Consider the following 25,450-nt stretch of genomic DNA (forward strand, 5'->3'; position numbering starts at 1 on the left):
GTCGGTGATGAAGCCTACCACACGGCTCCGGATGGAGGCGACGAATCTGGAGAAACAAAAGGGAGAGCGGCAAACCCGTAATTTGCCCGGCCAATCAGAATGGCTGCTTAAGATAGATGCCCACTACGCTGTACCGCAATCCGCTCACGGAAATTCTCTTCGACCAAGCCCCGGGCTTTGTAGGTCTCTATGACCTGGCCCAGGGTTGGTTCACGCAGGTCAACACAGCCGGATATCAACTACTGGGTTACCCATCGGCGCAGGCGCTGTACGACGACCCTGCCCGGACCCTACGGACCGAACAACTGACGGCCGAAGAATGGAATCATCTCCGCGAGCGGGTGCAGCGCGAAGGTCGCTATGCGGTGGAAGTGGAAATGCGGCCGCAATCAGGCGATACATTCTGGGCGCTGATGGACCTTACCAGTCTGACGCTCGATGGTAAGGCATATTTCCTGGTGCGCCTCACCAGTACCGAGCCCCTGCACATGGCCGAGCGCCGCCTGGCCCAGAGCGTGGGGCGCTTTGAAGCAGTGTTTGCACATGCCACCATCGGCATTATCGTGTGCAACCGGCAGGGTCAAATTGTGCTGGCCAACGAGCAGGCACACCAGCAATTTGGCTACCCGGCCGATTCGTTATTGCAATTCGGCATTGAGGCATTGGTGCCAGCGGCCGTGAGCGGGCACCACGAGCGGCTACGGGAATCCTTTAACGCCAACCCGCAGGTGCGGGCCATGGGCCACAACCGCGACCTGCTAGCCCGCCGTCAGGACGGTTCCGAGTTTCCGGTAGAAGTCAGCCTGAGCCATTTCAAACTAGAAGACGAGCTGTTTGTGGTTGCTTACATCATCGATATTACCTTCAAAAAAGATGCTGAACGCGAGTTGATTGCCCAGCGCCAGCGGGTAGAGCACCTCAACGCCGAGCTGGAGCGGAAGGTAACCGACCGGACCCACGCCCTGGAAGCCACCCTAGCCCAGCTGGAGCTGCGCACCCGCGAGCTAACTCAGGCCCTGGCCGCCGAGCAGGAATTGGGCGAGCTGAAATCCCGTTTCGTGAGCATGGCCTCACACGAGTTTCGGACGCCACTAACGGCAGTGCTCACCTCGGCCACACTCATCGAGAAATACCCCGCTACTGAGCAGCAGGGCAAGCGTCTGCGCCATTTGGAGCGCATCCGCACCTCGGTGAAGCACCTGACTGACATTCTGGAAGAGTTTCTCTCAGTGGGGCGCATCGAGGAAGGACGGGTGCAAGCCCAGGCCAGCCGCGTGGAGCTGCCCGCGCTGCTGCGAGAGGCCATTGCCGACGTAGAAGGATTGCGCAAACATAGCCAGCGCATTGAAATGCAGGTCGATAACACAGACCCATTGTGGCTGGATGCTTCGCTGCTGCGCAAGGTGCTGGTCAATTTGCTATCGAATGCTCTGAAATATTCGGGCGAGCATACCACCGTGGCCGTGCGGGCCAATTGGGGCGCGGGCCGGCTCACGCTCAGCGTGCAGGACGCGGGCATTGGCATCTCGGCCGAGGACCAGGAACACTTATTTGAGCGTTTTTTCCGGGCGCGTAACGCCACCAATATTCCCGGCACGGGCCTGGGACTTTACATCATTGCCCGGTACCTGGACCTACTGGGCGGTACCATCAGCCTGCACAGCCGACTGAATGTGGGCACCACCGTCACCCTGACTATTCCTTATGAAAACCATCCTGCTGATTGAAGACAGCGACATTATTCGCGAAAACACGGCCGAGATTCTGGAGCTGGCCGGGTACGAGGTACTGACGGCCGAAAATGGGAAAATCGGGGTGGCCAAAGCCTTGGAAACCCGGCCCGACTTAGTGGTGTGCGACATCATGATGCCGGTACTCGATGGCTACGGCGTGCTGCACATTTTTGGCCAGAACCCGCGCCTCGCGGGTGTGCCTTTTATCTTCCTCACCGCCAAAACAGAGCGCGCCGACCTGCGCCGGGGCATGGAACTGGGCGCCGACGACTACATCACCAAGCCCTTTGAGGAAACCGAATTGCTGAGTGCCATTGCCAGCCGCCTGGCCCGGGTGCGCCAGCTGCGGCCCGACTACGACTTGCAACAGCCCGAAGCACTGGGCGAATTTCTTAGCGATGCCCAGGCCGTGGCCCACCTTGAAGGGCTCACGGCTGACCGCCGGCCGCACCAGCTACGCAAGAAACAGGAACTATATGCCGAGGGCGACGAGCCCGCACGACTCTATTTCGTGCAGGCCGGCCGGATAAAAACCATACGCCGCAACCCCGGCGGCAAAGAGCTGATTACCGGCGTGTATGGTCCCGGCGAGTTTCTGGGCTACCTGCCGCTGCTGGAGCAAAAGCCCCACGCCGATACCGCCGTGGTGGTGGAAGAGGCCACGGTGCTCTACATTCCGAAGGAGGATTTTACCCAGCTGCTGCACCGGCATCCGGCCGTAAGTCAGCAATTTGTGCGCCTGCTGGCCGGCCGCGTGAATGAGCGGGAACAGCAGCTACTGGGCATGGCTTACAGCTCATTGCGCCGCCGGGTGGCCGACACCTTGCTACGCCTGCACGAGCAGGCTGGCGGTAATGCCGAAGCCTTCATCCAGCTTTCCCGCGAAGACCTGGCGGCTGTGGTTGGCACCGCTTCCGAGTCGCTGATTCGGACACTGACCGAGTTTCGGCAAGACGGGCTAATCGAGCAGACAACCGCCGGAATTCAGCTTTTGCAACCGGAGAAGCTACGCCGGGCACACTGGTAAGTTGGTCCGCTTGCTGTTAAATAGAAGTTCGTGGCAACTTCCTAGAGCAGTTTCAGCATTGGTGGCGAGTAGCTCGAACTTTCAGTTCGTGTCCCTAGGCCGCCTGGAAGTCGTTCCAAGACGCGAACTGAAAGTTCGCGCTACGGCCCGGCGGGTACATTGATACCAAAACGGCTCTAATAGCAAGCTTAATAACTGGTCGGAGTACTGCGCCGTCGGACCGGAGCAGCCGCCCGGCCGGCCCACTACTTTATCTGTTCAGGAAGCTGAGCAGCGGGCGCGGCTGGCGCTTATACTCGAACCGACGGGCAACTTCCTGTGCTACGTTTTTGGCGGTTTCGGCAATGGGGCCAGTAAAATTGGCTTCCACGGCGGCTAGAAACAGCTGCCGCCAGCGCTGCAGGTGTTCCCCCGTACTGGGCAGCACCACGCTGCTGGGCAGCGGCCAGCCGTCCTGGCCACCGGTGTTGAGCAGCACACGCTTCCAGAAGGCCTGCATCGTGACTAGAGGCTGGGGCCAGTGCACCTGCGCATCGGCCTGGAAAAGTGGGCCGAGCAGCTCATCGAGGCCCACTTTCTCATAAAAGGTATTGAGGAGCGTGTTGATGTCAGCCTCGGTCTGGATGTCAGGAAGCAGGCGCGTTGTCATATGAAAGGAAGGTTGAAAAGGTGGGAATAGGCCGCTTACGCTCGTTGCAACAATTCCGATGGGCAGCGAGGCAAAAATCCGGCGCAACGCCCCGCCAAGCCCTAATGGGAATCATCCAGTTGCCTGACATTTATCAGGGTCGGCGCTAGACCAGCCCATTAGCTTTGACCCGCAACTGGCTGGTTTTTCAGCAGTCAATCAACGCCATAACCTCCTTATTTTATGTCATTTCCACTCCTCAAAGCTGGCAGCCTGCTGGCGGGCCAGCACAGTCCGGCCGGCGAGCAGAAAGCGCTGGTGCTGCTCGACAAGTCCGGGCAAAAAGTGCTGTACAAAACGTTTAGGGCGGGCGAAGTCATGCCTACCCACCACGCGCCGGTCGACGTGTTTGTAGCGGTGCTGGTGGGCCGGCTTATCATCACCCAAGAGGGCCAGCCTACCGCCGTAACGGCCGGCGACTACGCCATTATTCCTGCCGGAGCACCCCATTCCTTGCACTGTCTGGACGACGCCCGGATTCTGATTTTCCGCTAGCCCCTTGTTGCTTTATCGGAAAAGCCCACCCGCTAATTGCCCTTGCGAAGGGGCAAGTGGGCTTTTTGATTGGCTTTAAGGTTGAGGGAACCGCCTATATTACGTTCAACGGGCCTCGCTGCCGCAGCCGGTACTCAAACATGCGGGCAATATTGAGGGCGCGCAGCTTGGCCTCCTCGGCCTTGGAGCCTTGGAACAGCTCGTTCACGGTAGCATCGAACAGCTCCAGCCAGCGCTCGAAGTGGGTGGCTTCGATAGGAAGGGGGATATGCTTGGGGAAGGGCCGGCCGTGGTAGCGCGCCGAGCCCAGCAGGATGCTGCTCCAAAAATCGTACATGATGGGTAGGTGCCGTGCCCAGTCGACACGGGCCACGTGATTGAACACCGGGGCCAGCAGCGTGTCGTGGTTTATGGCAGCGTAAAAGGCATCGACCAGTAGCCGGACGTCGGCTTCGCTGGTAATATCAGGGCGGAGTTCGGTCATGACTGGAGGGAAATCAGGGGGCAATGCCGGCCGGCGTCTGGGCAGCAAGCGAGCGGTGGGTTTGCTCGCAGGCTACCCGTAGCGCCCATTGAAAGGCCCAGCTGCCGGCCAGAATAAGCGTGAATAGCTTGATGATTTCCAAGCCGATATAGGCTTTGTGCAGATTACTGGGCAGGGGTGGGTGGCCCGCCAACAGGGCCGTGGCGCGCACATCCAGCGCGGGCAGCAGCCAGCAGGTTTGCAGCAGGAGGACTGTCCCTAGCAAGCCCAGCGCCACACCAAGCGACAGTGGCACCCGTAGGTACAAAGCACAGCACACCCCTACGGTAGCCAGCACCAGTTCCAGTTTGTTGAGCGCCGCAAATACGATGCGGCCAATGCCCAGGCCCAGCGCTACCGTGATGTGCGGGGCCGTGAATTTGAGTGGCGCTTCAATAAACGAAATGCCCACTACCAGGCCAGCCCACACAAACAGGGCCAGCACCAGCAGCAGCGAGCCCGTGGTATGCGTACGATTCATGATAAGCCGAAAATGGCTGAGAAAGTGGTCCTCAACTGGATTTCGCCCCCAAAGGTTCGGCCGGCCGCTTGGCAGCTCACTGAGCGGAATCAGGCGCGGGGCTGACATTCGTCAGGGCCAGCCGGGCGGGCGGGATGGAGCTTTGTGGGTGCCACCAGCCCCATTCCTTGTGCCTATTACTCCTGTCGAAACCCTTGTCCATGTCGCCTGTGCCCACTGTGGCGACGCCTGCCCCGACGAGCCCTTGCATCTAGCCGCGCAGCCAGAGTTGCCATTTTGCTGCGCGGGCTGCCGGGCCGTGTACGAGTTGCTCGACGCCAGTAACCTGTGCACTTACTACCGACTGGATGAGCATCCCGGCCAGAAAATCAAGGAAGTAGAGCTGCCCGGCCGCTTCGACTACCTCGATTCCGAAGCCGTGCAAAGCCAGCTCCTGGCCTTCCGTTCGCCCACCCGGGCGCAGCTGACCTTTCACATTCCGCAGATGCATTGCGCCTCGTGCATCTGGCTGCTGGAAAATCTATTTCGGCTGAATCCTGGCATCGGAACGTCGCGGGTCAACTTTCTGCGCAGGGAGCTGGCCGTGAGCTACCAGCCCGAAGCGGTTTCCCTGAAAGAAGTGGTGAAGCTGCTGGCCGCCGTGGGCTACGAACCCCAGATTACGCTGGCCGAACTGGGCGCCCAGCCCCACCCCGGCAACCGCAGGCTCTACTACCAGTTAGGCTTGGCGGCCTTCGCTTTTGGCAACGTGATGCTGCTGGCCCTGCCCGACTATTTTTCCTTCACCGCGCAGCTGCAGAGCACGTTTGGGCGTTTTTTTGGCGGGCTGAGTTTGTTGCTAGCCGTGCCGGTGCTGCTCGTGAGCGCACGCGGCTTCTACCAGTCGGCCTGGCAAGGGTTGCGGCAGCGCTACATCAACCTCGATTTTCCCATCAGCCTGGGGCTCACGGCGCTGTTTATTACCAGCGTTTTCGAAATCGTGACCCAGCGCGGGCCGGGGTTTTTCGACTCTTTTACGGGCCTGGTGTTCTTCATGCTCATCGGCAAATGGGTGCAGCAGCGCAGCTACGATGCCCTCCGCTTCGACCGCGACTTTACCGCCTATTTTCCGGTAGCCGTGACGCTGATTGGCCAGGGCGGCGTCGAACAATCGGTGTCGGTGAAGGAGCTAAAACCCGGCCAGCGCATCCGGGTGCGCCACCAGGAAATCATTCCGGCTGATGCCGTGCTACTGTGTGGTGCGGGCCAGATTGACTACAGCTTTGTGTCGGGCGAAAGCGCGCCGGTAGCCAAAGCAGCGGGTGAAATTATTTACGCCGGCGGCCGGCAAACCGGCGAGGCCGTGGAGCTGGAAGTAGTGCGTGAAGTGTCGCAGGGCTACCTTACCCAGCTCTGGAACAACCCGGTTTTCCAGAAGGAAGAGCGCCCAACACTGGAAACCTACGCCAACAAAGTGGGCCGCTACTTCGTGGCACTCACGCTGCTGCTGTCGCTGGGTGCGGTGCTCTACTGGTATCCGCAGAGCCCGCAAATGGCCTTGCGCGCCTTCACCTCGGTGCTGGTCATTGCCTGTCCCTGTGCTCTTTCGCTGGCCACGCCTTTCGCGCTGGGGGCCGCGTTGCGGGTGTTGGGACGCTGGAAATTCTACCTGAAAAACTCGACCGTAGTCGAAACCCTCGGCCGCGCCGATACCATCGTGTTCGACAAAACCGGGACCCTCACCGATGTGCGGCAAGCCGAAGTAGAATACGTTGGCCCCGCGCTTAGCCAATGGCAGCAGGAGGCGCTGGCGGCCGTGGTGCGCCACTCCACACACCCACTTAGTCAGCGCCTAGTCACGGCGCTACCGGCTACGCAGCTGCCCGTTGCTCACTTTGCTGAAGTGGCCGGTGAGGGCTTGCGCGGCACCGTGGCGGGTGTGGTCGTGGCGGTGGGCGCGGCGGCTTTCGTGGGGCTGCCGGATGGCACTGATACAGCAGCGGAGGTCCACCAATCGCGCGTTTACTTCAGCTTCGATGGCCGGTTCGGGGGCCATTATGTCTTCCGCAACGTGTACCGGGAGGGCTTGCACGAAACCCTGACTGCGCTCAGCAAGCGCTACCAGCTAGCGGTGCTCTCGGGCGATAACGACGCCGAGCGGGAACGACTGCAAGTGCTTTTCGGGCCAGCGGCTGAGCTTCACTTCCACCAAACCCCGCAGGCTAAGCTCGATTACATTGCTCGCCTCAAGCAGCAGGGTCGCACCGTCGTGATGGTGGGCGACGGCCTGAACGATGCGGGCGCGCTGCAGCAAGCTGCCGCTGGCCTTGCGCTCACTGATTCGCTCACCAACTTCTCCCCTGCCTGCGACGCCATCCTGGAAGCCGGCTCGCTGGCACGGCTGCCAACCATTCTGGAGTTCTCCCGCGCCTGTCTGCGCATCGTGCTGGCCACGTTCGCGCTGTCGTTCTGTTACAATGGTATTGGCCTGGCGCTGGCTGTGCAAGGCCGTTTCACGCCCATCGTATCAGCCATTCTCATGCCCATTAGCTCGCTAAGTGTGATGGTATTGGCAACGTTGCTAGTACGGCTGGCCGCGTGGCGGCGAGACCTTTAAAACCGAACGGATGGCGCGGGGCTGCGCCCCGTGCCGTCTACTAGCAGGCCTCCGGCCTGCGGCATCTGTACAAACTGATTTATATCGTTACTAATGGCGCGGGCCGGAGGCCCGCTAATAATAGGCACGGGCCTCAGGCCCGCGCCATCCGCTAAAGCCATCCCAATAATGACTATCATCTTTCTGCTCATCGGTATCAGCCTAGTTGTGGCCCTTACTTTCCTAGGCGCTTTCCTATGGGCGGTGCGCTCGGGCCAGTACGAGGACGACTACACGCCCTCGGTGCGCATGCTGTTTGAGGACGAATTGACCTCAGATGAAACCGGGCCCCGCCCCCGCGCCTGACATCAATCAGTTGTCCGTCTGATTTTCGTCAGATACCCTGAAAAGGCCTTTCCGGACCTTTGGAGCAGTAAATAATCTACTTCTCCGACGATGCAGGCCGAACCCCTCGCCCCCGCTGCCGCGCCCCGAACGCCCCTGATTCCCACTGTGCCCGAGCAGCGGGTGGAAACCTTTTATTACGACAACAAGATTGTCCGCGACTTTGGCATTGCCACCGTTATCTGGGGCATTATCGGGATGCTGGTGGGCGTGCTGGCCGCTTTCCAGCTGGCCCGGCCCGAGCTCAACATGAGCACAGCCATCACCACCTTCGGGCGCATCCGGCCGCTACACACCAACGCCGTGATTTTTGCCTTCGTCGGCAACGGCATTTTCACCGGCGTTTACTACTCGCTGCAGCGCCTGTGCAAAACCCGAATGTACTCCGATTTCCTGGGCAAAATTCACTTCTGGGGCTGGCAGCTGATTATAGTATCTGCGGTGGCCACGCTGCCGCTGGGCTTTACCACCAGCAAGGAATACGCCGAGCTGGAGTGGCCAATTGACATCGCCATTACGCTGGTGTGGGTGGTATTTGGCTGGAACATGTTCGGCACTATTGCCAGGCGGCGCGAGCGGCATTTGTACGTGGGCATCTGGTTCTACATTGCCACGTTCCTGACGGTTGCGGTGCTGCACATCGTCAATTCGATGGAAATTCCGGTGAGCTTCCTGAAGAGTTACTCGGCCTACGCCGGCGTGCAGGATGCCCTGGTGCAGTGGTGGTACGGCCACAACGCGGTGGCCTTCTTCCTCACCACGCCCTACCTGGGCCTGATGTACTACTTCCTGCCCAAAGCTGCCGGCCGGCCGGTGTACTCCTATCGCCTGAGCATCATCCATTTCTGGTCACTGATTTTCATTTACATCTGGGCCGGGCCGCACCACTTGCTCTACACTGCCCTGCCCGATTGGGCCCAAAGCCTCGGCGTGGCCTTCTCCGTGATGCTGATTGCGCCGAGCTGGGGCGGCATGATAAACGGACTGCTCACCCTGCGCGGCGCCTGGGACAAGGTGCGCGAGGAGCCCGTGCTCAAGTTCATGGTGGTGGCCATCACAGCCTACGGCATGGCCACTTTTGAAGGCCCCATGCTCTCGCTGAAGAACGTGAATGCCATTGCGCACTTCACCGACTGGATTGTGGCGCACGTGCACGTGGGCGCCCTAGGCTGGAATGGCTTCCTCACCTTCGCTGTGCTTTACTGGCTTTGGCCGCGCCTCTACCGCACCGAGCTTTATTCGAAAAAACTGGCCACTACCCACTTCTGGCTGGGCACGCTGGGCATCCTGTTCTACGCCATTCCGATGTACTGGGCCGGTTTCACGCAGGGCCTGATGTGGAAGCAGTTCAACGCCGAGGGCATGCTCCAATACCCCAATTTCCTGGAGACGGTGCTGCAGCTCGTGCCCATGTACTACATGCGCGGCATTGGCGGACTACTCTACGTGAGTGGTGTATTCCTGCTGATGTTCAACCTCTACCAGACTGCGAAGGCGGGCTCGCTGCTGGTGAATGAAAAGGCCCAAGCCCCCGCGCTGCTTCCTGAGGCGCAGGATGCGCACGCCCACGGCGGCCACTGGCACCGCTGGCTGGAGCGCCGGCCCTTCCAGCTGGCGGTGGGCGCCACGGTGGCCATTCTAATTGGGGGCGCGGTGGAGATGATTCCGACTTTCCTGGTGAAGTCGAACGTGCCCACCATTACTTCCGTCAAGCCCTACCGGCCGCTGGAGTTGCAGGGCCGCGACCTCTACATCCGCGAGGGCTGCTCGAATTGCCACACCCAGATGGTGCGCCCCTTCCGCTCCGAAACCGAGCGCTACGGCGAGTACTCCAAAGCCGGCGAGTACGTGTACGACCGTCCCTTCCTGTGGGGCAGCAAGCGCACCGGGCCCGATTTGCAGCGCGTGGGAGCCAAATACCCGCACTCCTGGCACTACAACCACATGATGGACCCGACCAGCATGTCGCCCGGCTCCATCATGCCGCCCTACCCCTGGCTGTTCGAGCAGGACATCGACTACCGCATCCTGCCTTCGAAAATCAAGGTGCTGCGCAACCTGGGCACACCCTACCCCGCCGGCTTCGACCAGGTGGCCGTGGACGATGCCCGGCAGCAAGCCAAAGGCATTGTGGCCGAGCTAAAAAAGGAGGAAATTGAGGTAATGTCCGACAAGGAAATTGTAGCTCTCATTGCCTACCTGCAGCGCCTGGGCACCGACATCAAGGTGAAACCAGAGCAGGCCGCCACGGCCGCAGCGCAGTAGCGTGGACGCGGCGAGTCCGTGCCCAGATGACTGTCAACCACCAACCACGCGAACTCACAAAGTCCACGCTACTTACCATGGAAAAGAATGTCCTGCAATCCATTGACGGCGTCGCGATTTACCCCGTCATCTCCTTCGCCATCTTCTTTCTCTTCTTCCTGGGCCTGGCGGTGTACGTGCTGGTCGCCAACCGCCACCACATTAACACCATGAGCCAGTTGCCGCTGCTCGACGACAAAGCCACTATCAAATCCACCCTCAACCACGACATATTATGCTAACTCTCCGCTCCTTCTCGCTGACTTTTCTGGGCCTGCTCACCGGCTTCGCGGCCGCTGCCCAATCTGCTGCTTCCGGCCCCACGCCCACTACCGTTCTGAGCTGGGTGGTATGGTGGCTGGCCGGCGTGGTGCTGCTTATGGCCATCATCACTGGCGCTTCGGTGACGTCAGCGGCCCAGCACCGCTACTTGGCGCAGCAGGCCGAGCCGGTCACGCCCGCCGCAGCTCCCGAACCGGTTTTCAGCTCCGCCGCACCTGTTGAAGCTACCCCTAAAAAAATCGCCACTCAGGAAGCCGTTTACGCATGAGACTTGCCCGCCAAGCGCTGTACACGGCCGGCGCGACACTGCTAGCCGCCCACCCGGCGCTGGCCCAGACTGCCGAGGCCAGCGCCCCCACCGCCGACCCGAAACTGCCGCTGCTGTGGTTTCTACTGAGCACGCTGCTGCTTGTGATGCTAGTTTTCTGGGTGTTTTTTGTGGCCCTGATTGCCTGGATGCGGCCGCAGCTGCGCCAGCTCTACGACCTGCCCACGGTGCACAACACCTGGAGCGGCCGCGTGCTGGGCCTGCTGGTGGGCGATGCCCGCCTGGTGCAAGGCGAGGTGCGCGACGAGCTACTGGACCACGACTACGACGGCATCCACGAATTCGACAATGACCTGCCGCCTTGGTGGAAATACGGCTTCGTGCTCACCGCCATATTCGCCGTGTGCTACGTGAGCTACTACCACGTGGCCAAAACCGGCCAGTTGCAAGGGGCCGAATACGCTACGGAAATGCAGCAAGCCGCCCTACTCATCGCCGCCACCCCCGACGACCCCAACAAGCTCACCACCTACACTGTGCTGAATACGCCAGCCGAGCTAAGCAGCGGCAAAAGCCTCTTCACCACCAACTGCGCCCCCTGCCACGGAGCCAGCGCCGAGGGCAAAGTCGGCCCCAACCTCACCGATGAATACTGGCTGCACGGCGGCGAAGTCAACCACGTCTACAAAACCATCAAGTTCGGCGTGAATGGCAAGGGCATGGTGGCCTGGAAAGGCAAGCTCTCGGGCAAGCAGATTCTGCAGGTGGCCTCCTATGTGCTAAGCCTGCAAGGCACAAAGCCGGCCAATGCCAAGCCACCGCAAGGCGAGAAGGAAGCCCCAGCCAAGACGCTGGCCAGCCGGTAGCAAACGGGCTCAGCCACCGGAAACCTCACCCCCGGCCCCTCTCCCCAGGAGAGGGGAGCCTGACGACTTTTCTACACTCCACTTTCAACCAATATCCGCGCCGCCGTGGCTCCCCTCTCCTAGGGAGAGGGGCCGGGGGTGAGGTTCCCCCGCTCGCGCCATTCCACAATGCCTACCATGTCCGCCACCCAATTCAAACCCGATGATTCTTACCGCGACTCTATCGCCACGATAGACGCGGCTGGCGCGCGGGTGTGGCTCTACCCCAAAAAGCCTGCCGGCCGATTGTACAACCGTCGCAAGTGGCTCAGCTACGGGTTTTTGGCGCTGTTGTTTGCCGGGCCATGGCTGCGGATTAACGGGCTGCCGATGCTGCTGCTCAACCTGCCGGCGCGGAAGTTCATCGTCTTTGGGCAGATTTTCTGGCCCCATGATTTCTTCATTCTGCTGCTGGCCACGCTCACGTTTCTGGTGTTCATCATCGTGTTCACGGTGGTGTATGGACGGGCGTTTTGTGGCTGGGTGTGCCCGCAGACCATCTTTTTGGAGATGGTGTTCCGGCGCATCGAGTACTGGCTGGAAGGCGACGCGCCCCAGCAAAAGGCCCTCGACCGTCGCAAGCTGGATTGGGACAAGTTCTGGCGCAAAACCACCAAGCACGCGCTGTTCCTACTCATCTCGTTTCTGATTGCCAACACCTTTCTGGCCTACATCATCGGCTCGGAGGAGTTGGGGAAGCTGGTGACGGACACGCCCGCAGCCCACTTGGGCGGGCTGGCGGCACTCACGGTGTTCACGGGTGTTTTTTACGCCGTGTTTGCCCGGTTTCGGGAGCAGGTATGCACCATTGTGTGCCCCTACGGCCGCTTGCAGGGTGTTTTGCTGGATAAGGACAGCCTGGTGGTGGCCTACGATTACCAGCGCGGCGAGCCCCGCGAGAAGCTGCGTAAGAACCAAGCGCGCACCGCCGGCGACTGCATCGACTGCCAGCAGTGCGTGCAGGTGTGCCCCACCGGCATCGACATCCGCAACGGCGCCACCCAACTTGAGTGCATCAACTGCACCGCCTGCATTGATGCCTGCAACAACATCATGGCCCTCATCAACAAGCCCGAAGGCCTGATTCGTCCGGCCACGGTCAACAGCATCGCCACCGGCACGAAGTTTCGCCTCACCGGCCGCGTGAAGGCGCTTTCGGGGGTATTGGCCGCGCTGCTGCTGGTACTCACCGGCCTGCTGGTGTCGCGCTCCAATGTAGAAGCCACGGTGCTGCGCACCCCCGGCCAGCTTTTCCAGAAAACCAGCCACGGCACCATCACCAACCTCTACAACATCTCGGTCATCAACAAAACCAACCGGCCCTACCCTATCAACCTCCGCGTGCTAGAGCCGGCCCAGGGCCGCATTTCGCTGGTGGGCAGCACCGGCCTCACGCTGCCCGCCCAGGGCATTACGGAGGGCGTGTTTTTTGCCGAGCTGCCCCGCCTGGCCCTGCACCGCACCAACCAGAAAATTCGCATCGGCCTGTTCAGCAACGGGCAGTTGGTGGCCGAAACCACCACCAAGTTCCTTGGACCGGTGCAGTAATGCCCGGTCCAAAAACAGACCGTCATGCCGGGCGCAGCCGAGGCATCTCGCGTGCTGTAACTAATCAATACCGAGTCAAACGGCGCGAGCGAGATGCCTCGGCTGCGCCCGGCATGACGTTTTGAAATATTCCCCAATGACTCCCTCTTCCCCCACCCGCACTACCTGGCCCTATGCCATCATTACCGTGTTCGTGCTTTTCGCCGGCTACATCGGCTACATGGTGCAGCAGGCCATGCGCACGACCGTCGACCTGGTGAGCACCGACTATTACCAGCAGGAGCTGGCCTACGGGCAGCGCATGAAAAGTGTGGCCCGCACCGCCGCCCTGCCCGCGCCAGTGGAGCTGACTCAGGATGCCGCCGGGCAGGTGGAGCTGCAGCTACCCGCTGCCCTGGCCGGCCAAGCCGTACAGGGTCAGTTCCACTTTTTTCGGCCTTCGGATAAGGAGCTGGATTTCTTGCTGCCCTTGCAGCTGAGTGCCGACTTACAGCAACGCCTCAGCACCGCTGCCATGCGGCCCGGCTATTGGCGCGTACGGCTCGATTTCACGGCTGGCGAGCAAGCCTATTTCGTCGAAAAAGAACTGCTTATCAAGTAAAACTATGTTCTGGGCTGGCTTTCTGTTTGGGTTGTTGGGTAGCTTCCACTGCGTGGGCATGTGCGGGGCCCTGGCGCTGGCACTGCCCGGCCAGGCCAGCGGCCGCCTACTCTACCAGCTGGGCCGCGTGAGCACCTACGCCACCCTCGGCGCCGGCGCGGGGCTGCTGGGGCAAGGGCTGCGGCTGGCCGGGGTGCAGCAAAGCCTGTCCATGACGTCGGGCGTGCTGATACTGGTGCTGGTGGCCGTGCCGGAGCGCTACAGCAGCCGGCTGGCCGCCACTCTTGGCCTGAGTCGGCCCCTGGCCTGGGTGAAAACCACGCTGGCCGGCCTGTTTCAGCAGCCCTCGAACCGGGCCATGTACGCCACGGGCCTGCTCAACGGCCTGCTGCCCTGCGGCTTGGTGTACCTAGCGCTGGCTGGGGCGCTGAGTGCACCAGGCGTGGCGGGCGCGGCGGCCTACATGACCTGCTTCGGCCTGGGTACCCTACCCCTGATGCTGGGCCTGAGCCTGAGCGGGCGACTGGTGCCGCTGGCCTGGCGCACCCGGATGCGGCAGGCAGTGCCCTACACGGCGGCGCTGCTGGCGGTGCTGTTCATTGTCCGCGGGCTCGGGCTGGGCATTCCCTACCTGAGCCCGCAGCTAAGTGCAACAGCTGTTCCTGCAAAGCGTCCGCCTCTCACCGTTCATTACTGCCATTAAATCAGCCTAATACCAATCTCTCTTTCGCAACTTCCCTTGTTCATGAAAACCATCCTCGTTCCCCTCGACCACACCGCCGCCGAAGCAACCCTGGCCTATGCCAACAAGCTGGCCGTGCGCTGGCCGGCCGAAATCGTGGTGCTCTACTGCCACCCCGATGCCGAAGCGTCGGCGGCCGTGTTGATGTTCGAGGAGCAGCGCCTCAGCAGCCTGGTGGAACGCCTGCGCTACCAGCAGCTCACCCGCCACGACGGGCGCCGCATTCGCTACCGCTACCGGGTGCTAGCCGGCTGCCTGCACGACCACGTGCAGACCGAAGCCCTGACCTGCGCCGCCGACCTGCTGGTGATGGGCCTGGAGCACATCGACTGCGACCGGCAGGAAGCCCCTGGCAACCATGCCGCCGCCATCACCGAGCGCGTGAGCTGCCCGGTGCTAGTGGTGCCACCCGGGCGCCGCAGCCTGCCCACGCGCCTGGCCTTTTGTGCCAATTTCACTACGCTGGGGCTGAATATCCTGCCCCGCCTGGCAGCCCTGGAAGCGGCTTTTCCGGCCCCGCTGGATTTGGTGCAGTTCTACGCGCCCACTGAGCGGCCCCGTCGGCGGCAACTGCTGCAAGGGCTGCGCCGCGCCTCATCGCACCTTGGTTGGACCACCACAGCTTCGCACCTGCTCGAAGACGACGCGCCGCTGGAAGGCATCGGCGAGTTCTGCGCCCGGGTGCAGGCTCAGTTGCTGGTCATTGCGCCCGGCAGCACGGCCGAATTGCTGCGCTACTTCGATGGCTGCTACCGGGCCACCAGTGCTTACCACACCCGCATTCCGCTGCTGGTGGTGCGGTCGGCCGCCCCCGCTCCCACCACGTCCTGCTGCGACCGCTGCGCTGAGCGTCTGAGCCGCGAAGCCCAAACCAGCCAGTTGCCAGCTGCTTACCGCGCCGCGTTGCCAGCATAGCGCGGGCCACTTTTTTGCCTGATTTCTCACTGCAATTGCTTTACGGACATGACTAGCTCAACTTTCTTACCCATTGCCCCAGCGCGCGCGGTGGTCGAACACTGGATGCGTCAGTTCCAGGACTGGCTGTGCCACCGGCTGGAGGCGGCCGACGGCAGCGGCGTGCGCTTCAGCCGCGACGACTGGCACCACGAGGGCGGCGGAGGCGGCTCCACCCGCGTCATTCAGCAGGGTGATGTGTTGGAGAAGGGCGGCGTCGCCTTCTCAGCCGTGTGGGGCGAGATGAGCGAGGCCGCCGCCCGCCAGCTGCTCATGCCCGACCGGCGCTACTTTGCTACCGGCGTGAGCGTGGTGCAGCACCCGCGCAGCCCCCGCGTCCCCATTTCCCACATGAACGTGCGCTATTTCGAGGCCGGCAATGGCGAGGCCTGGTTCGGCGGCGGGCTCGACTTGACGCCCATTTATGTGGATGTGGTGCAGGCCCGGCAGTTTCATGAGCAGCTGCACGAGGTGTGCCAGCGCCACGACGGGAGCTACTACCAGCGCTTCAAGCAGTGGGCCGACGACTACTTCTACCTGCCCCACCGCCGCGAGACGCGGGGTGTGGGGGGCCTGTTTTTCGACCGCCTCACCGTGGGCAAGGACGGCCTGTTTGAGGAGCTGTTTGCCTTCGTGCAGGACGTGGGCGAGCTCTACGGCCGCAGCTACAGCGCCATTATGCATCAGAATGCCGACCTGCCCTACACCGAGCGCGAAAAGCACTGGCAGCTGGTGCGGCGCGGCCGCTACGCCGAGTTCAACCTGGCCATCGACCGGGGCACCCGCTTCGGCCTCGAAACCGGCGGCCGCACCGAATCCATCCTCATGAGCCTGCCGCCCCAGGCCGAGTGGCACTACAACCTGGAGCCCACCCCCGACTCGCCGGAAGCAGCGTCGCAGCAGTGGCTCCGGCAGGGCGTGGACTGGCTGAAACCGGAGCCGGTGATGGCATAGCCAAGCAGGCCTAGTATTTGGCAGCTATTGGGGAAAGGCCGATTATTGTTCTTGGAGTAGCGGGTACTGCCAGAGTCTATTTTGGAAGCTGTACTAGCGAAGTATGCTTTGTGGGAGCATTCGTTCACTCAGAGTATTCCATGCAGGCTAAGATTTGGGGAATATGTGACAATTGGGCTGCTCTTACGTATTTAGCGCTAAGCCGTAGCGCTTGGCGTACTGCCGGGCCCGGCAACCATCTATTCCCTTTCTCATGAAGACTCTTGTGTTGTTTTACTCCACCTATGGCCACGTATGGAAACTGGCCGAAGCCATTGCCGAAGGCGCCCGTGAAGTAACTGGTAACGAAGTAGTGGTGAAGCGCGTGCCCGAAACACTATCGCAGGACGTTCTGGATAAAACCGGCGCGACCGGGGCCCAGCAGGCTTTCGCCCACGTGCCCGTTGCCACACCCGGCGAGCTGGTCGAGTACGATGCCATCATCTTCGGCACGCCCACTCGTTACGGCAACCTCTGCGGGCAAATGCAGGCGTTTATGGACAGCACCGGTAGCCTGTGGGCGACGGGGGCACTGGTAGGCAAAGTCGGCGGCGTGTTCGTGAGCACGGCCACCCAGCACGGCGGCCAGGAAACCACCATTCGCAGCTTCCACACCGAGCTTCTGCACCACGGCTTCGTTATTGTGGGCCTGCCCTACGCCTGGCAGGGCCAGATGGGCCACGGCGAAGTAACCGGCGGCACGCCCTACGGCGCCAGCACCGTGGCCGGTGGCCAGGGCGAGCGCCAGCCCAGTGAAAACGAACTGGAAGGCGCCCGCTTCCAGGGTCGGCATACGGCTGAGATTGCCAGCAAACTGGCTGCGAAATAACCCGAAATCTAGCGGCGTTTTCTGTCAGGCAAAACAAAGCCCATCCGTGACCCGGATGGGCTTTGTTTTGCCTGAAAATAGTGCATAGTGGCGGTTTTTAAGGAATCAGCTGGTCGGTGCGCAGCTGGGCAAACAGGTCGAAAAACGACTCGTCGCTACGCTGGTACACGTGGAAGCCGGCTCGGCGGCTCTTCGACATATCAGTCATTACCTCAATCGGACGGCCCAAATCCAGGTCGGTGTGCCAGGGCGAGGCCAGGCGGTCGAGGTCGGGCTCAGCCAAATGATGACGGGTGGCGATGTCGCGCCAAAGCGGGGCTTTGTCGGCCAGCTCAGTTTCCAGCGGATGTACCGTGCCATCGAAGCCCGCGGCCTCAACACCAAACCAGGCAGCCAGGCGCGGCCACAGCCAGCTCCAGCGGAAGTAGTCGCCGTTGGTGATGTTGAAGGCTTCGTTGCGAGCGGTTTCGGCGGTGGCGGCCCAGGCCAGCTGCTTGGCAATCACGCGCGCATCGGTTACGTCGGAAAGGCCTTCCCATTGCGCCTGCGAGCCGGGCCAGCGAAAAGGCCGCCCCGTTTCCTTGCAGATGCTGGCGTACACGGCCAGCGTAGTGCCCATGTTCATGAGGTTGCCCACGGCCTTGCCGATGATGGTGTGCGGGCGATGAATGCTCCAGGTGAAGCCATCCCGAGCCGCGGCAGCATACACCTCATCCTCCTGGGCGTAGTAAAAATTCTCCAGGTCGAGGCGGGGCTGCTCTTCGCGCAGTGGGGTGGGTGGCAGCGCATTGCCTTGCGCATACGAGTCGAAAGGCCCCAGGTAATGCTTGAGGCCCGTGACCAGTGCCACGTGCTGCACCGAGTGCCTGGGGGCCAGCGCAGCCAGCAGGTTGCGCACCATGGCGCCGTTGACGCGGATGTTCTCGGCCTCGGTGTCGTTGCGCAGCCAGCTCGTGAGAAAGACGTGCGTGGGGTTGATATCGGCCAGAGCCGTTGCCAGGCTGGCGGGGTCCAGCAGGTCGGCGGCTACCGGGCGCAGGCCCACGATATCCGTTTGGGGGCGGCGGGCCAGGCCGTAGGCAGTCCAGCCCGTAGCCAGCAGCTCGCGGGCCAGGTTGCTGCCCACAATGCCGCTGGCGCCCACTACAAGTGCGATTTTATCCATTGGTGTAAGTCGTAAAAAATGAATGGTCAGAAGCAGAACCTGCCCCGTTTACCAGCCCGAATACGGACTGGCAGCGCTCTCGGCAAAATTACCGGCTCATTCAAACGCCCCCCTTGTACGGCTGGCCGAATTACTTGTATGCCGCGAACTGCTCCCGGCAGGCAGATGGCGGCTGCCCGACTGCCTGCTTAAACCAACGCGAGCAATGGGCCGCGTCGTAAAACGTAAGCCGCTAGGGCCGGGCTGTGCGCCTACCACCAAAGCAGGGGGTTGCGGTTGGCTGATTCTGTTAAATAAAAAAGAACCTTATCTGGCGGCAGGTGGCTCTTTTTACCGTTCTGCTGCTGGCAAAATGACCATCCTCGGGCCGGAAAGGGCCGTATGACGAGTTGCCAGGTGGACCGCGTGTGCGAGGCCGCCGCCCGCCCTTGTTCCCCATTGCAGTTGTCCCGTATGGCTTCGGATGCACCCATTGCCGCCAGCGAAATCCGCTTCCGGTCCTTGTTTGAAAACACCCCGGAAATCATTCTTTACCAAAATGAAGCAGGTACCATCCTCGATGCAAACCCTGCTTTTCTGGCCTTGGTCGAGCTGCCCAAAGAGCTGGTGATTGGGCGCGAATACAACGAGTTTTTGCCCCCCGAAGTCCGGCCCATGTTCAGCGACAAGCTCCGCGAAGCCTGCTCGGGCCGAACCGTGCGCTTCGACATGGCCACCTCGCAGGGAGCCAGCGAGACGCGGCACTGGGATGTGGTGAAGCTGCCGCTCTGGGAAGAGGCCCGGGTGGTGGGGGTGCACATGATTGCCCGGGACATTACCGAGAAAACGAAAAACCAGCAGGAAATCTTCACTCAAAACCAGGACCTGCAGCAGTTTACCTACATTGTCTCGCACAACCTGCGCTCGCCGCTGGCCAACGCCCTGGGCCTGGTTGAGCTGCTGCGCACCGAGGCGCCGGACTCGCCCTACTTTGCCCCGACCCACGCCCACCTACAGCAGAACCTGCAGCAGCTCGACCAGGTGCTGCGCGACATGAACACCATTCTCACCATCCGCGACCAGCAGCACCTCGGGGCCGCCGAGGCTGTGCCCCTGGCCGAGGCCGTGCAGCAGGTGGTGCACGGTCTGGCCGACGTGCTGACGCAGGCCGGTGGCACGGTGCAGGTAGCTATTCCGGCCACCGCGCGGGTGCGCGCCAACCGCGCCTACCTGCACAGCATTTTCCTCAACCTGCTCACCAACGCCATCAAGTACCGCGCCACCGAGCGCCCCCTGCGCGTGGAAATCACAGCCGAGCCCGAAGGCGAAAGGGGCCAGTGCATCAGTGTGGCCGACAATGGCTCGGGCTTCGACCAGGAGCGGGCCGGGGCCGACGTGTTTCGCCTTTACAAGCGGTTCCATCCCAACCACCCGGGCCGCGGGCTGGGGCTATACTTGGTCAAAACCCATGTGGAGAGCATGGGCGGGCACATTAGTGTGCAAAGTCGGGTCGATGAAGGCACGCGCTTTTCCATTTTCCTGCCCTAATCCTTTACGCTTTTTCCCCGCCGGCTATGCACACGCTGCTCATCGACGACGACCCCACCATTGTCTTTTTTACCGAACGCCTTTTTGAGCGCGCTGGCCTGGTCGAGGCCCTTACCTGCTTTCAAGCGCCGGCCGAGGCAATTGACTTTCTGGAGCGGCAAGTGCAGGCTGGTACGCCGCCAAAGGTCATCCTGCTGGATTTGAACATGCCGCTGATGAGCGGCTGGGACGTGTTGGAAGCATGCAAGCCCCTGGAAGCTGCTCTGCTGGGGCGGTGCTCGGTTTACATCCTCACGTCTTCGCTGGCTCCTTTCGACGTAACCCGGGCGCAACAATACCCCTTGGTCGAACGCCTGCTGCACAAGCCCCTCGACCAGGCCGACCTGCAAATCATCCAGGCCCGGGCCGCCCAGCACGGCAACGGGAAAGAAGCCACGTCGTGATAAGAACGTTACGCTGAGTTGGGCAAGCCCAGTTGATAATCACTCCGCCGCTGGGCCAGATGCGGCTGTTGCCAGCAATTAGCCCCGGCCTCACTATTTCCCTAAAACTATGCCCCTGCATCCGGAACTAGACAAAAAGCTGAGCAAGACCTTTGAGCCTAAAACCAGCATCGATGATGTGTTCAAAGGCTACGACATCACCTTTGTAACCAATGAGCACGGCGAGCCCGTGACCCTGTTTTTCGGCAAGCGCCGCCCCGATGGCCTCATTGCCGGCGAGCGCTACACCCGCACCATCAAGCGCCAGCCCGGCAGCCTGGAAGTAAAATCCAGCCACTGGGACAACCGGGGCAAAATCATGCGCTAATCGGTAGCCCAGAAAAAGAGACGTCATGCCCCGGCTACCCTTGGCATGACGTTCTTTTCTGATTTTTAGGCTCCTACGCCACGAGGGCAGCAATGGGCTCGATGGTGCGCAAGCGTTGCTCATCAGCCAGATAGCGGTGCAGGCCGCTCTCGACGGTGGGCAGCAGCAGCCCCTGCTGGCTGCTGAGCGCGCTGTAGTGGGGCCGCGTGGCAGCCCAGCCGAAGGCGGCTAACGGCCTTGGCACCACACAGGCCGCATCGAGGCCGGCAGTGCCAACCGCTAGGCGGGCGAGCTCAGCCCAAGTGTAGGTGCCCTGGTTGGTGAGATGCCAAATTCCCCGTTCAGCATCCAGCAGCAAATCCAGGGCGGTATTGACGAGGTCGGGGACGTAGGTGGGTGTGATGGCCACGTTGTCGGCGGCCGCGAAGGGCTGGCCGCTACGGGCAGCCGCCAAGGCATGATGGACGAAATTATGCGAGTCCCAGGCGCTGAAAAAGGCGCTGGTGCGCACCACCAGCGCCCTGGGGTGCCGCGTCAGCACCGCCTGCTCGGCCAGCAGCTTGCTGTGGCCATACACGTTGAGCGGGTGGGCCCGGTCGCTTTCGAGGTAGGCGCGGGCCTGGCCGCCGTCGAAAACCAGGTCGGAAGAAAAAGTGAGAAATGGGATATCCTGCGCAGCACAGGCTTGGGCCAGGAGCGCAGGGCCGGTGGCGTTTTCGCGGTAGCAGCGGGCGGCGTCGGTTTCGGCGTCATCGACCCGCACATAGCCGGCGGTGTTTATCACAGCCCAAGGCTGATAGCGGCGCAGGGCCTGGGCAATGGCCGCTTCATCCGTGATGTCGAGCTCGGCCCGGCTTAGGCATACAGCTTCCAAGCCCCGCAACTGGCAAAGGGTTTGAAAAGCTTGGCCCAGCGTGCCGTTTTTACCCGTGATGAGCAAGGGCGGTGCGGCAGGCAGCTGGGCCGGTTCGGAGGTGGAGTGCGTATTTTTCATGCAAGCTGCTTAGGTGGGAAATAGGAAAAGCGCATGTCGCGCTGCCACCAGCCGGGCCCCTGCAGCACAGGGTGCGCGTGGTGGCCGTGCCGGGCCAGGTTTTGCACCATTCGGAACAGGGCCGTGGGCCGGGGCTGCCCGGCGCGCACGTCAAACACGCCGCTCTCGTAGGAAACCCCGTCGCGGGTGAGCAGACTGTCCCAGTCGAAAGCTCCCAGTAGCGCCCACACCGTCAGGGCACGCACGTCCATGCCGCCGGCGCGAAGCCGGTTCGTGACGGCCCAGGCCTGGTTTAGCCAGCGCATCTGCTCTTCGCGGGTGCAGCCCAGGTGCGATTCCGTTACGGCCAACGGGCGGCGGTAGCGCGTCCAGGCTTCGCGCAGCACGCCTTCGAGGCCCAGGGTGGCCACGCCGGCCACACGCAGGGCTTCCACATCCACGTAGGCGGGGCGGCGGCTGGTGGCGGGCACGGCACCCAGGCCGGGGTAGTGCGTCAGCCGCTCGTCCAGATACCGCTCGCTTGTTGCGTAGTGGTTGATGCCCAGTATGTCGGGTGGGCAGGGGTCAAAGCGAAACTCGGCCAGTTCATTTGCGCTGAGGCCGTTGGTGCGCAGGTAGTTCCACAGCGGATGCTGTGCGGTTACGGCACCACTCAGCAAATCGAAGCTGAGCCAGCGGCGGTGGTTTTCGAACTCAGCCTGCCGGGCCAGCGCCGGCGTGCTGTGGGCCTGGCCCAAGTCCTCGGTTTGCACGAGCTGGGCGGCGGGGTTTACGCGCCGAATGGCCTGCATGGCCAGTTTGGTGGCCCGTACCTGGTTGTAGAGCAGGCGCACAAAGGTGGCGTCATCGGTACCATGCGGATACCACAGGCCATAAAGGCCGCTGAAGCGGGCAGTGGTGAGGGGCTCGTTTACGGGGGTATAGTAGCGTACCCAAGGGTAGCGCGCGGCTACCATGCCGGCGTAGCGGGCCAGGCTTTCAGCAAAGCCAGGGTCGGCCAGGGAAGTGTAGCGGGGGCCGCTGCCGTGGTGCACCAAGCCCACAATGGGCTCTATTTTGAGGGCTTGCAGTCGGGCCAGGCGCTCATCGGACCACTGCCAGTCGGGTTGGTCGAGGCTTTCGGGGGCCACGTGCTCCCAGAGCACCGGGTAGCGCAGGGTGCGCAGGCCCATCTCAGCAAAGCGGTCCAGGTCATCCAGTCGATGGCGGTGGCCGTTGCGCGTGAGCTGGTCCGAATAGTCATCGCCTACCCGCCGGCAGGTGCACTCCACTCCGCCCCAGATTTCTACGTTTGTTGGGCGTTCCATTGCGATATGGGTTTGGGGCGCTAGGTGTTCAGCACCTCGCCGCCGTTGGGGTGAATGGCCTGACCGGTGATGTAGGAGGCATCTTCCGAGGCCAGAAACACGTAAGCGGGCGCTACTTCGGAAGGCTGGCCGGGGCGCTTCATGGTGGTGTCTTTGCCAAAGCTGGCCACTTTTTCGGGTGGGAAGCTGGCTGGAATGAGCGGCGTCCAGATGGGGCCGGGCGCTACCGTATTGGCCCGGATTTTCTTTTCCGCCAGCTGCTGCGCAATGGAGCGGATGTAGGCCGTGATGGCCCCTTTGGTGGCAGTGTAGTCGACAAGCTGCTGGTTGCCCCGGTAGGCATTGATAGAAGACGTAGCAATGATGGAGTCGCCTTCGCTCAGGTGTGGCAGGGCGACTTTTACCACCCGCACCATGGCAAAAAAGTTGACCTGAAACGTGTCCTCAAACTGTTCATTGGACAGCTCGGCCACGTCGGTGCTGACGAACTGCTCAGCGGCATTGCTCACCACAATATTGAGCTTGCCCAGCTCCTGCACCGTCTGGCTCACAATGCTTTCGCAAAAGCCCAGCTCGCGCAGGTCGCCGGCCAGGGTCAGGCAGCGGCGGCCTTCGGCTTCCACCAGCTGGCGGGTAGAGTAGGCGTCTTCCTCTTCCTCGGGCTTGTAGGTGAAGGCCACATCGGCGCCTTCGCGGGCAAAGTGCACGGCCACGGCCCGCCCAATGCCAGAGTCGCCGCCCGTGATGAGGGCCACTTTGTCTTGCAATTTGCCGCTGCCTCGGTAATTGGGTCGGATGTATTCCGGCTGCGGCGTCATTTCGGTTTCGAGGCCGGGCTGCTGGTCTTGGTGCTGCGGCGGCAGAGATGTCGGTTTGGTTTCCATAGGCGAAGAATGAAGGAGTGTGATTTACTGGTAGATAAAACGAGGAACGGAAGGAATAACGGAGCTGAAATTCCAGCGGAACTACGGCGGGCAAGCCGCTTATCGAACGACTTTTTGAGCCTGCCCTGCCTGTTTATACGGTTGGAACTTACCCGTCAGCAGGGTGATTTATACGGATTTTGCAAATGGTATGATGCAGGCTTCTACGTAGTTGACTGGGTCTTTACACTGAATTTGGCTATCCGGCCGCCGGGGTAGTGCAGCGGCAGGCTGGTGGCCGGTATTCGTTACTCAATGGGGTTTCTACCGTATTTGCTTTGGTCAGGCCTCTTATGTACTGGCACCCAACATGACGCAGCACCACCCCCAAAGCCACCACCGGGACATCGTTGTTATTGGTGCTTCCGCCGGGGGCGTCACGGCCCTGCTCGACTTGGTAGCCGCCCTGCCGCACGATTTTCCGGCTCCTATTCTCATCGTGCAGCACGTGGCGGCCTATGCCCAGAGCTTTCTCCCCCAGCTGCTCAGCCGGGTATCGCCGCTCAAAGCCCGGCATGCGCAGGATGGCGACTCCATTGAGCCCGGTACCATTTACATCGCCCCACCCGACCATCACCTGCTCATGGAAGGCGACACCCTGCTCGTGACGCGGGGCCCCAAGGAAAACCGGTTCCGGCCGTCCATTGACGCGCTGTTTCGCTCGGCGGCCTATACGTACGGGCCCCGCGTGATTGGTGTGGTGCTAACCGGCTACCTCGACGACGGCACTTCGGGGCTGTGGTCGGTGCAGCGAATGGGCGGCGTGACGGTGGTGCAGGACCCGCACGATGCCGAAGCCCCCGCCATGCCTGCCAACGCGCTGGAGTTCGTGAAAGCCGACCACGTAGTGCCGCTGGCCGAAATGAGTACCCTGCTCACGCGCCTGACCCTGGAGCCAGCTCCGGCCAAGCCCCACGTCACCAAAAGCGAGCTGGACCTGCTGCAAATTGAGCTGACCATTGCCAAGCACGACAATGCGTTCGAAATGGGCATCATCAAAAAAGGCGAGCTGACGCCCTTCACCTGCCCCGATTGCCACGGTGCCCTCACCCAGCTGGTAGAAGGCAAAATGCTGCGGTACCGCTGCCACACCGGCCACGCCTACACCGTCAACGCCCTGCTCTCGGAAGTCACCCAATCGGTGGAAAGCATGCTTTACCAGAGCATGCGCGGGTTGGAAGAAACCAAGATGCTGCTAAACAACCTCGCCGATTATTTTACCAAGAACCAGGAGCCGAAAGTAGCCGACCTGTTTTCCCGCAAAGCCGAGCAGACCGGCAAGCAGGCCCGCGTGGTGCACGATTCCATCATGAAACACGAGGCCATGAGCAGCGACCTGCAATTCCAAAAGAAAAAGCTGCCGTAGGCACG

At 61.7% G+C, this 25,450-nt stretch carries 26 protein-coding genes; 19 read left to right on the forward strand and 7 right to left on the reverse strand.

The window, feature by feature from the left end; translation table 11 throughout:
• Window positions 1–116: 116 nt before the first annotated feature.
• Both J4E00_RS19580 and J4E00_RS19585 read left to right on the forward strand, forming a co-directional pair.
• Entirely contained in the window at window positions 117–1,727 is a 1,611-nt protein-coding gene (locus J4E00_RS19580) for a sensor histidine kinase (RefSeq protein ID WP_208176958.1), read from the forward strand.
• Entirely contained in the window at window positions 1,705–2,760 is a 1,056-nt protein-coding gene (locus tag J4E00_RS19585) for a response regulator (RefSeq protein ID WP_208176959.1), read from the forward strand. The genes J4E00_RS19580 and J4E00_RS19585 overlap by 23 nt, the downstream gene beginning before the upstream one ends.
• A 250-nt stretch (window positions 2,761–3,010) precedes the next feature.
• On the opposite strand, the gene J4E00_RS19590 is transcribed toward J4E00_RS19585, so the two are convergent.
• Window positions 3,011–3,409, reverse strand: coding sequence for a group III truncated hemoglobin (locus J4E00_RS19590; protein WP_208176960.1), 399 nt, complete (start codon window positions 3,407–3,409; stop codon window positions 3,011–3,013).
• A 222-nt stretch (window positions 3,410–3,631) separates the two neighbouring features.
• Here J4E00_RS19590 and J4E00_RS19595 point away from each other — a divergent pair, with 222 nt between their 5' ends.
• Window positions 3,632–3,943: a cupin domain-containing protein gene (locus J4E00_RS19595; RefSeq protein WP_208176961.1), complete on the forward strand. Its 312-nt coding sequence runs from the start codon at window positions 3,632–3,634 to the stop codon at window positions 3,941–3,943.
• A gap of 94 nt (window positions 3,944–4,037) precedes the next feature.
• Here the strand turns inward: J4E00_RS19595 and J4E00_RS19600 are convergent, their stop codons facing one another.
• Both J4E00_RS19600 and J4E00_RS19605 read right to left on the reverse strand, forming a co-directional pair.
• A complete protein-coding gene (locus J4E00_RS19600) occupies window positions 4,038–4,427 on the reverse strand; it encodes a group III truncated hemoglobin (RefSeq protein WP_208176962.1) in 390 nt (129 codons plus the stop codon).
• A 13-nt stretch (window positions 4,428–4,440) separates the two neighbouring features.
• Entirely contained in the window at window positions 4,441–4,947 is a 507-nt protein-coding gene (locus J4E00_RS19605) for a hypothetical protein (protein WP_208176963.1), read from the reverse strand.
• A 169-nt stretch (window positions 4,948–5,116) separates the two neighbouring features.
• Here J4E00_RS19605 and J4E00_RS19610 point away from each other — a divergent pair, with 169 nt between their 5' ends.
• The 12 genes from J4E00_RS19610 to wrbA all read left to right on the forward strand — a co-directional run bounded on the left by J4E00_RS19610 (window position 5,117) and on the right by wrbA (window position 17,353).
• The gene (locus J4E00_RS19610; protein WP_317196648.1) at window positions 5,117–7,543 is read left to right on the forward strand and encodes a heavy metal translocating P-type ATPase; all 2,427 of its coding nucleotides are present in this window, start codon (window positions 5,117–5,119) and stop codon (window positions 7,541–7,543) included.
• Window positions 7,544–7,711: 168 nt separating this feature from the next.
• Window positions 7,712–7,888 carry a cbb3-type cytochrome oxidase assembly protein CcoS gene (gene ccoS / locus J4E00_RS19615; RefSeq protein WP_208176965.1) on the forward strand — a complete coding sequence of 59 codons (177 nt, stop codon included), beginning with the start codon at window positions 7,712–7,714 and terminating at the stop codon, window positions 7,886–7,888.
• 90 nt (window positions 7,889–7,978) lie between these two features.
• Window positions 7,979–10,192 (forward strand): cytochrome-c oxidase, cbb3-type subunit I, encoded by a 2,214-nt coding sequence (gene ccoN, locus J4E00_RS19620; protein ID WP_208176966.1) that lies wholly within the window; start codon window positions 7,979–7,981, stop codon window positions 10,190–10,192.
• Window positions 10,193–10,269: 77 nt separating this feature from the next.
• Window positions 10,270–10,473: a hypothetical protein gene (locus J4E00_RS19625; RefSeq protein WP_208176967.1), complete on the forward strand. Its 204-nt coding sequence runs from the start codon at window positions 10,270–10,272 to the stop codon at window positions 10,471–10,473.
• Window positions 10,467–10,781, forward strand: a complete 315-nt coding sequence (locus J4E00_RS19630) for a hypothetical protein (RefSeq protein WP_208176968.1) — start codon at window positions 10,467–10,469, stop codon at window positions 10,779–10,781. Before J4E00_RS19625 ends, J4E00_RS19630 begins: the two co-directional genes overlap by 7 nt.
• Window positions 10,778–11,647, forward strand: a complete 870-nt coding sequence (locus J4E00_RS19635) for a cbb3-type cytochrome c oxidase N-terminal domain-containing protein (protein ID WP_208176969.1) — start codon at window positions 10,778–10,780, stop codon at window positions 11,645–11,647. The genes J4E00_RS19630 and J4E00_RS19635 overlap by 4 nt, the downstream gene beginning before the upstream one ends.
• A 177-nt stretch (window positions 11,648–11,824) precedes the next feature.
• The gene (ccoG, locus tag J4E00_RS19640) at window positions 11,825–13,234 is read left to right on the forward strand and encodes a cytochrome c oxidase accessory protein CcoG (RefSeq protein WP_208176970.1); all 1,410 of its coding nucleotides are present in this window, start codon (window positions 11,825–11,827) and stop codon (window positions 13,232–13,234) included.
• A gap of 136 nt (window positions 13,235–13,370) precedes the next feature.
• Window positions 13,371–13,835 carry a FixH family protein gene (locus J4E00_RS19645; RefSeq protein WP_208176971.1) on the forward strand — a complete coding sequence of 155 codons (465 nt, stop codon included), beginning with the start codon at window positions 13,371–13,373 and terminating at the stop codon, window positions 13,833–13,835.
• 4 nt (window positions 13,836–13,839) lie between these two features.
• Window positions 13,840–14,538 (forward strand): sulfite exporter TauE/SafE family protein, encoded by a 699-nt coding sequence (locus J4E00_RS19650; protein ID WP_208176972.1) that lies wholly within the window; start codon window positions 13,840–13,842, stop codon window positions 14,536–14,538.
• A 42-nt stretch (window positions 14,539–14,580) separates the two neighbouring features.
• Window positions 14,581–15,492: a universal stress protein gene (locus J4E00_RS19655; RefSeq protein WP_208176973.1), complete on the forward strand. Its 912-nt coding sequence runs from the start codon at window positions 14,581–14,583 to the stop codon at window positions 15,490–15,492.
• A 48-nt stretch (window positions 15,493–15,540) separates the two neighbouring features.
• Entirely contained in the window at window positions 15,541–16,485 is a 945-nt protein-coding gene (hemF, locus tag J4E00_RS19660; RefSeq protein WP_208176974.1) for an oxygen-dependent coproporphyrinogen oxidase, read from the forward strand.
• A gap of 253 nt (window positions 16,486–16,738) precedes the next feature.
• Window positions 16,739–17,353: an NAD(P)H:quinone oxidoreductase gene (gene wrbA / locus J4E00_RS19665; protein WP_208176975.1), complete on the forward strand. Its 615-nt coding sequence runs from the start codon at window positions 16,739–16,741 to the stop codon at window positions 17,351–17,353.
• Between the two features lie 97 nt (window positions 17,354–17,450).
• Here wrbA and J4E00_RS19670 read toward each other — a convergent pair whose 3' ends face one another.
• The gene (locus J4E00_RS19670; protein WP_208176976.1) at window positions 17,451–18,518 is read right to left on the reverse strand and encodes an SDR family oxidoreductase; all 1,068 of its coding nucleotides are present in this window, start codon (window positions 18,516–18,518) and stop codon (window positions 17,451–17,453) included.
• Between the two features lie 438 nt (window positions 18,519–18,956).
• On the opposite strand from J4E00_RS19670, the gene J4E00_RS19675 reads away from it, so the two are divergent.
• The 3 genes from J4E00_RS19675 to J4E00_RS19685 all read left to right on the forward strand — a co-directional run bounded on the left by J4E00_RS19675 (window position 18,957) and on the right by J4E00_RS19685 (window position 20,855).
• Window positions 18,957–20,045, forward strand: a complete 1,089-nt coding sequence (locus tag J4E00_RS19675) for a sensor histidine kinase (RefSeq protein ID WP_208176977.1) — start codon at window positions 18,957–18,959, stop codon at window positions 20,043–20,045.
• 26 nt (window positions 20,046–20,071) lie between these two features.
• Window positions 20,072–20,488 carry a response regulator gene (locus J4E00_RS19680; RefSeq protein ID WP_208176978.1) on the forward strand — a complete coding sequence of 139 codons (417 nt, stop codon included), beginning with the start codon at window positions 20,072–20,074 and terminating at the stop codon, window positions 20,486–20,488.
• 109 nt (window positions 20,489–20,597) lie between these two features.
• Window positions 20,598–20,855 (forward strand): hypothetical protein, encoded by a 258-nt coding sequence (locus J4E00_RS19685; RefSeq protein ID WP_208176979.1) that lies wholly within the window; start codon window positions 20,598–20,600, stop codon window positions 20,853–20,855.
• Between the two features lie 73 nt (window positions 20,856–20,928).
• Here the strand turns inward: J4E00_RS19685 and J4E00_RS19690 are convergent, their stop codons facing one another.
• The 3 genes from J4E00_RS19690 to J4E00_RS19700 are packed head-to-tail and all read right to left on the reverse strand — an operon-like array spanning window position 20,929 to window position 24,040.
• On the reverse strand, window positions 20,929–21,849 hold the full coding sequence (locus J4E00_RS19690) for an SDR family oxidoreductase (protein ID WP_208176980.1): 921 nt from the start codon (window positions 21,847–21,849) through the stop codon (window positions 20,929–20,931).
• On the reverse strand, window positions 21,846–23,156 hold the full coding sequence (locus tag J4E00_RS19695; protein ID WP_208176981.1) for a family 1 glycosylhydrolase: 1,311 nt from the start codon (window positions 23,154–23,156) through the stop codon (window positions 21,846–21,848). The genes J4E00_RS19690 and J4E00_RS19695 overlap by 4 nt, the downstream gene beginning before the upstream one ends.
• A gap of 20 nt (window positions 23,157–23,176) precedes the next feature.
• Entirely contained in the window at window positions 23,177–24,040 is an 864-nt protein-coding gene (locus tag J4E00_RS19700; protein WP_208176982.1) for an SDR family oxidoreductase, read from the reverse strand.
• A 349-nt stretch (window positions 24,041–24,389) separates the two neighbouring features.
• Here J4E00_RS19700 and J4E00_RS19705 point away from each other — a divergent pair, with 349 nt between their 5' ends.
• A complete protein-coding gene (locus J4E00_RS19705; protein ID WP_208176983.1) occupies window positions 24,390–25,445 on the forward strand; it encodes a chemotaxis protein CheB in 1,056 nt (351 codons plus the stop codon).
• Window positions 25,446–25,450 lie beyond the last annotated feature (5 nt).

Origin of the sequence: Hymenobacter negativus (assembly GCF_017571495.1) — a bacterium.
Classification (GTDB): Bacteria; Bacteroidota; Bacteroidia; order Cytophagales; family Hymenobacteraceae; genus Hymenobacter; species Hymenobacter negativus.